The 917-nt window shown below is 52.6% G+C and carries 1 rRNA gene; it reads left to right on the top strand.

Annotated elements, in window-relative coordinates:
* Positions 1–917 (top strand): 23S ribosomal RNA (locus HMPREF1254_RS05750); the annotation flags it as partial.

Genomic DNA, 917 nt, shown 5'->3' with positions numbered 1-917 from the left:
CCCTGGCTGGAGCGCATGGAAAAGCAAATGTAGGTATAAGTAACGATAAGGAGGGTGAGATTCCCTCCCGCTGCAAGACCAAGGTTTCCCGGGCAATGCCAATCAGCCCGGGGTCAGTCGGGTCCTAAGCCTCAGCCGAACGGCGAGGGCGATGGCAGACACGGTTAATATTCCGTGACTGCTGCATGATGCGATTGCGGAGACGGAGAAGTGACACCGCCGCGGGCTGACGGAATAGCCCGTTGAAGAGATTAGGCGTCGATCATGGCAGGCAAATCCACCATGAGAGCTGAATCTTGAAAGTATGCCCGTCCCCTCGGGGAAGGGCAATAGTGTGGGTAATCATGCTCCCGAGAAAATCCGCTAAGCTCCAGTCATGCAGCACCCGTACCGCAAACGGACACACGTAGTCGGGTTGAACATACTAAGGCGTTGAGAGATTCATGGTTAAGGAACTAGGCAAATTAACCCCGTAACTTCGGGAGAAGGGGTCCTCGTTATTTTGACGAGGCGCAGAGAATAGGTCCAGGCAACTGTTTAACAAAAACACAGGGCTGTGCTAACACGAAAGTTGACGTATACAGCCTGACACCTGCCCGGTGCCGGAAGGTTAAGAGGAGAGGTCATACGTAAGTAGAAGCCTTGAATTGAAGCCCCGGTAAACGGCGGCCGTAACTATAACGGTCCTAAGGTAGCGAAATTCCTTGTCGGGTAAGTTCCGACCTGCACGAATGGTGTAATGATCCGGACACTGTCTCAATCATGATCTCAGTGAAATTGTAGTATCGGTGAAGATGCCGATTACCCGCGATGGGACGAAAAGACCCCGTGAACCTTTACTATAGCTTAGCATTGACCTTGGTCATCCGATGTGTAGGATAGGCCGGAGGCTTTGAAGTTGCCGCGCCAGCGGTGAT

The sequence above is a fragment of the Prevotella sp. BV3P1 genome (assembly GCF_000479005.1).
Lineage (GTDB): Bacteria > Bacteroidota > Bacteroidia > Bacteroidales > Bacteroidaceae > Prevotella.
The sequence above is the reverse complement of the archived record's forward strand: the minus strand, read 5'-3'. Positions and strand labels throughout refer to the sequence as shown.